This window comes from Nostoc sp. LPT, assembly GCF_017115165.1.
Lineage (GTDB): Bacteria > Cyanobacteriota > Cyanobacteriia > Cyanobacteriales > Nostocaceae > Nostoc.
The window spans coordinates 1-4831 of the sequence record NZ_JABXKF010000088.1 but is presented as its reverse complement, the minus strand read 5'-3'; the positions used below and the strand labels follow the sequence as shown (position 1 = coordinate 4831).

Here is a 4831-nt window from a genome sequence, read left to right as displayed (position 1 = left end):
GAAGGCAATATATTTTGGTAGCTTTATCTGTAGCCAGCTTTTAGAGAATTGGTATTAAACGAAAATTTTCGCCTCATGCGTGGGAATCAAAAAAATTTGTATGTGTTGCTACGATCCGAGTAAAAAGATCAGAGTCTCCTTACTTGTAAATAAAGCTAAAACTATTGCCTAGACTGTATTTGTCTCACTAAATCATTAAAAGGTTGCCAATTATCTTCTTGGGCGATCGCTTCCCAAATAGATTCTACATGGCGAATGAATTGTCATTGATCGAAGGAAGGAGAGCTTTTCACCCAGACATTATGGTTGTGATAAAAATCACCACGCTGTTCTAATGTAAACTCACCCAGCAATAGTCCCAACCATACTTCTACCATCGGCATTTGCAACACACATTGCAGTTTAACTAAAGAAATCTCATCGTTGACATTTATCAGATGGTTAGCGATCGCACTCTGCCATTTTTCCACATTTTCGTCTGATGCCAAATTGCGGACATCTTCTAAAGTTGTCACCTCATCAAGCATTGCCAAAACATTCGCTTTTTCAACAGGTGCTGCTACAGAATCACCCTCCTGGTTAGGATATGAAAATTGGTGTGGACCATGTGGTTTAAAGGTTTGTGGTGTTTGCGGTTCAATCAAATCATCTAAATCTAGGTGCATTGTTGTCCGCACTAGACCAGCAAAGAGATCCGTGCTAACAATTGGCCCCAAAAGACTATTGCGATCGCGGGTATCTTGCAACAGCACTTCGGCACGAGACTTGAGAATATCCGCAATTTGACTGAAGGCAAGCGCTGCGGTTAATAACTGTGCCTCCAAGGGTAATTTTTCAAGCTCCGCATCTAAACATTCCCACATCGGTGCTAGTGTTGATGTCGCTGGAGATTCAGACAACTCATCTAATACATCCCAGATGGTTAATTGACGATATGTGGTCATCTCTAAGATTGTGGATGCAAGGGGCAAGGCCGCACTGGGCAGTAACTTGAGGTAATCTCAAACATATCCTTATATTGATATAGTGAAACACTGTATTGTTTTGCAAAAGCCTGCAACACCTGATCTGTATAGGCGCGGATCTTGCCAGCCGTTAGCCCAAAACAGTGAATTGGTTCTAAGCGACAAATAGGCTGTTGTCCCAGCCAGAGTTCTGCGCCCAAGGCGTGCAATGGTTTATCCCCTGGTTCTTTATACAAATACAGCACTGCAAAATATGTTGCTGGTGGTTCGACTGCGATTGCATCAATTTCTGCTGAATTATTCTGGGAGCGGTGGCGGTAAAACGAACGGCGATTATGACAGACTTTGGGATTCCAACACCCGTCCCCTTGTGGCCCATGCAGTAGTTTTGCTTGAGTTGTTGGTAATTTGGAGCATAGCTGACACTTGGGGTCTAACGGTTTCGGCATATTTTACTCCGCTTCTTCACCGATTGCACGATAGTAAGCAGCGATCGCAGCTGATTGCTCACTGCGAAGGGTATAGCGCCGAAACGCTTTCTCACTTTGATGTCCTGTTAGTTTACGGGCATGGCTGGGGTCAACTCCCAATAGCAATAAATCAGTAGCGTAGGTGTGACGAAAGGAGTGAGGATGTAAATCTTCAATGTGAGCTATTTCACCAATTTTTTCCACAGCGAAGTAAATGCCGTGATAACTCAAGCGTTCACCCTTATATGAAGCATGGTGTGAAATCATCAGTGGGCTAAGGCTGTTTAACACCTCTCCTTGCTGTGAGCGCAATTGTAAATAATCTGCCACGACTTCTCGGCTTTCTTTTCGTAGTGGCACTAAGCGTGGTTCATTCGTTTTGGTATCTGGTAAAAACAGCAGCTTGCCATCAAATGAGCCAACATTTAGCTGTACAACTTCCCCAGCCCGGAGTCCATGACTGAGAATGTGAACGAGTGCTGTATCCCGTTGTTTTGTTTCTCCCAATAACTCCAACGCTGACCATACCTGCTCCATCTGCTCTGGAGTTAAACTCTGGGCTGGTGGTAGAGGTACTTTTTCCAGTTTTATCCCCAGTGTCGGATTAGTAGCAATAATGTCAGGATACGTATAGCACATCCATTTAAAAAAGCTTTTGAGTGCCGCAATTGAGGCATTTATGGTGCTTTTTGAAAGCGGTTTACCAACATCAGTCCGCAGTTCATCCCGCAAATACTCTTTATATAACGCGAAGTGACGTGGGCGTAGCTCATGATAGTGCAGCTCACTCCATGCCAAAAACCGCTTCAGTTCACGTTCATAAAGCTTACGACTGTTCGGTGCAAGGTTATTGCTGCGTAAAAACTCTAGCACCTTTACCCACCGGATATCGGTTGGTAGAGTTGTTTTTGTAAGTCTTTTACTACTTCCTGTCTCTCTAGTGAGTGCGGCATCTTCAATCGAAATTAATTTAATGGGTAGTAAAAAATCTGCACTGTAATTCATTCTAAATTAGATAACTTTTATTATTAAAAAATATACTTACGTCGGATTACTTTCGCTTTTATTCTACACCAAATCCTGAGAGTTGACGCATTTTTGGAGTATGAAAACCGATGACAATATCTTGTTTATTTATACCCATTTCCATTAATTCTAAAGCAATATCTGCTTCCGTTGTATTTTGTTGAATCCAAATTTTATTATTTTTGATATCTAAATGCATTATTGGCCCATAAATCCGCTTTTGATTATTCCATCCAACACTAATAATTTGATAATGGTCATGTTCTGTATCAAAAATCTGTTCGACTTCTACATCTCCGTAACTAGGCTTGTACTGAAGATATTTAGTTAACAGTTGCCTAACTTTTGTCCGGTATTCATTTAATTTGTCCATTGTTCTATTGACTCAGTTTCCAGATTGTAAATAATTAGCTTTAATTTGTTTTCATTAACTACAGTTTGAATAAAAAACAAGTTAAAAAAGTCGTTATAAGTTACCAACGGTACAGCTAAATATAAGGTTCTATTTGGCTCCTCAACACGCAATGCTGTACGGTAATTAATAAATTGTCCTAGCGCCATGTGAAATTCAGAAATTTTTGAGGCACTCACAAAATTTTTGATTTCAACTGCTATTTTTTCTCCTGCTTTTTCGGCAGCTAGAAGTCGCTCTGCACCTAAATCAATTTGAACATCAACCCCGCCACACCTAATATTGAGCGGATCATCTGTAATTACCCAACCCTCTTTTTCTAATGCAGACCTCACAATATTATGGAATAAATCACGAGCCATAGTTTTACACCAAAGCCACACTAACCTTAATACTGCTCAACACCGTTAGTAGTGTCATTCGCCAGTAAAACATTTAAACATATATCTCAATTTGGTACTGACTATCGACTCCAGCACGTAAATCCTTTAAATCTAGACTTTGCTCACATTATGCTTTAAGTTACGTTGTAGCATAAAACTACAATATAAAATAAGCGACCCTTATCTTTTATCCGACATAAACTACGATTAATACACTCTCTCTCCAAAAGGTGGCTTGCATCTCGATTAGTTCTAGCTGATATAATAAAATTATTCAGCTAGAACTATAGAAATAGAAAAACTATGCCGACGAAAATATGTGGACTCGGCTTTGACTGCGCTAGTATGATACTGCAACCAGGACTACTAGATTCTGGAGAATGCCTGAATTATATTACAAAACCTGTGGTTCAGCGATGAAATTGAGTCCAGACGAGGAGATCGAACTAATTCGCGTGCGCCTTCTTGAGCAGGAGCGCCTCAGAGAAACCTTTAGAATTACACGTCGCCAGGCTGCAATCATGATGTTGATGGCCAGGGGATGCCCTCAAACTGCCCTAAGTTTGGGTGTAACCGAGAGAATGGATGCGATCGCCTCCCTTGTGGAACAGTTACATGAGCAATTGAATAATAAAGAAGGGCAATACATTGCTCCTCCTGGCTGCGAAGTACACCACTACAGTGTGAAACGTCCAAGTGGTGTTTATGGTTACAAGAAGTTGACAGCAAGAGAACCAATATTTGAACCCTCTATTGAGAAGCAACTCGTCAAGGTTATTCATCTGAGCCATGACAATGACCCACGTTTTTTAGAGGCGCAACTTGGGATTGAGCGACGAAATCGGCTGATGCGTGTACGAACGCTCCTAACAACGGCTGAATCCCTACTTCGCTCTTGCGCCAATACATTGAGAGAAGAATCACCAGAGGATAACTCTTTACTCATAAGAGCGCCAGAAGTTGAACCAGTGTTACAAGAGCGCCTTGCGTCAGAGTGATGAATCCATACTCTACCGCCAGTACCTCAAAATGAATCTAAATATCCAAAAATAACAATGGAATTGGTATTCTCTTTATGTTCTAGCTTATAATTAATATTATTGACGTTTTAGTTTCGAGTCGCCTCGGTTGGCGTAGTGTTGGGAGCTTTCAAAAATAGTTATCAGTCCGCGTTTCTCCATCTCCTTAAAAAACCACTCCCAACGCTCCAAGTCGGATGGTGGTGCAGTGAATCGTAAATCGTTAATCTCACCCATTATCATCACCCCAGCTGATTGCATCTAAAAACTGAACAGCATCATTCTCCCAGGTTTCCCCTTGTCTAGACTGTCTAGCCTGACTATCTTCTTCAAGTGTCATTAGATTGGGAGGATCGAGAACATCCAAGCGTGACTCAATCAAAGCTAGGGCTTGTGCTAGTGCTGCAATTTGTTTTCTATCCTTCCTAACCTCACTCATCAAACTTATTTGAATATCCTAGTGTGGTAAAACTTACTAGAGAAGACGACTCTCTAAATTAACCAAGTAACCCTTGGGGTCTCTGCGAAATCGATATTGTTCAATTCTGGCTTTGTG

At 41.3% G+C, this 4831-nt stretch carries 8 protein-coding genes; 1 reads left to right on the top strand and 7 read right to left on the bottom strand.

The annotated features are described in order from the left end of the window. Positions 1-263 precede the first annotated feature (263 nt). Genes HWQ58_RS18425 through HWQ58_RS18405 form a run of 5 tightly spaced genes read right to left on the bottom strand, consistent with a single transcriptional unit; the run spans position 264 to position 3235 of the window. Positions 264-944, bottom strand: coding sequence for a hypothetical protein (locus HWQ58_RS18425; RefSeq protein ID WP_292865543.1), 681 nt, complete (start codon positions 942-944; stop codon positions 264-266). A gap of 2 nt (positions 945-946) precedes the next feature. Next, positions 947-1414 (bottom strand): hypothetical protein, encoded by a 468-nt coding sequence (locus HWQ58_RS18420; RefSeq protein ID WP_292865540.1) that lies wholly within the window; start codon positions 1412-1414, stop codon positions 947-949. Positions 1415-1417: 3 nt separating this feature from the next. Next, positions 1418-2440, bottom strand: a complete 1023-nt coding sequence (locus HWQ58_RS18415; RefSeq protein ID WP_292865537.1) for a site-specific integrase — start codon at positions 2438-2440, stop codon at positions 1418-1420. A 58-nt stretch (positions 2441-2498) separates the two neighbouring features. Continuing rightward, positions 2499-2834, bottom strand: coding sequence for a XisI protein (locus tag HWQ58_RS18410; RefSeq protein ID WP_292865534.1), 336 nt, complete (start codon positions 2832-2834; stop codon positions 2499-2501). Continuing rightward, positions 2822-3235 carry an element excision factor XisH family protein gene (locus HWQ58_RS18405; protein WP_292865532.1) on the bottom strand — a complete coding sequence of 138 codons (414 nt, stop codon included), beginning with the start codon at positions 3233-3235 and terminating at the stop codon, positions 2822-2824. The genes HWQ58_RS18410 and HWQ58_RS18405 overlap by 13 nt, the downstream gene beginning before the upstream one ends. 401 nt (positions 3236-3636) lie before the next feature. Between HWQ58_RS18405 and HWQ58_RS18400 the strand changes: the two genes are divergently transcribed. After that, positions 3637-4254 carry a hypothetical protein gene (locus tag HWQ58_RS18400; protein WP_292865529.1) on the top strand — a complete coding sequence of 206 codons (618 nt, stop codon included), beginning with the start codon at positions 3637-3639 and terminating at the stop codon, positions 4252-4254. A 99-nt stretch (positions 4255-4353) separates the two neighbouring features. Here the strand turns inward: HWQ58_RS18400 and HWQ58_RS18395 are convergent, their stop codons facing one another. Then, positions 4354-4512: a hypothetical protein gene (locus HWQ58_RS18395; protein ID WP_292865526.1), complete on the bottom strand. Its 159-nt coding sequence runs from the start codon at positions 4510-4512 to the stop codon at positions 4354-4356. Further along, positions 4505-4714 carry a hypothetical protein gene (locus tag HWQ58_RS18390; protein WP_292865523.1) on the bottom strand — a complete coding sequence of 70 codons (210 nt, stop codon included), beginning with the start codon at positions 4712-4714 and terminating at the stop codon, positions 4505-4507. The genes HWQ58_RS18395 and HWQ58_RS18390 overlap by 8 nt, the downstream gene beginning before the upstream one ends. Positions 4715-4831: the final 117 nt, after the last annotated feature.

Excerpts from the sequence above, each read along its gene's own strand:
- HWQ58_RS18405 (WP_292865532.1), bottom strand. The coding sequence starts at position 3,235 with ATGGCTCGTGATTTATTCCATAATATTGTGAGGTCTGCATTAGAAAAA.
- HWQ58_RS18420 (WP_292865540.1), bottom strand. The coding sequence starts at position 1,414 with ATGCCGAAACCGTTAGACCCCAAGTGTCAGCTATGCTCCAAATTACCA.
- HWQ58_RS18410 (WP_292865534.1), bottom strand. The coding sequence starts at position 2,834 with ATGGACAAATTAAATGAATACCGGACAAAAGTTAGGCAACTGTTAACT.
- HWQ58_RS18425 (WP_292865543.1), bottom strand. The coding sequence starts at position 944 with ATGACCACATATCGTCAATTAACCATCTGGGATGTATTAGATGAGTTG.
- HWQ58_RS18415 (WP_292865537.1), bottom strand. The coding sequence starts at position 2,440 with ATGAATTACAGTGCAGATTTTTTACTACCCATTAAATTAATTTCGATT.
- HWQ58_RS18395 (WP_292865526.1), bottom strand. The coding sequence starts at position 4,512 with ATGGGTGAGATTAACGATTTACGATTCACTGCACCACCATCCGACTTG.
- HWQ58_RS18400 (WP_292865529.1), top strand. The coding sequence starts at position 3,637 with ATGCCTGAATTATATTACAAAACCTGTGGTTCAGCGATGAAATTGAGT.
- HWQ58_RS18390 (WP_292865523.1), bottom strand. The coding sequence starts at position 4,714 with ATGAGTGAGGTTAGGAAGGATAGAAAACAAATTGCAGCACTAGCACAA.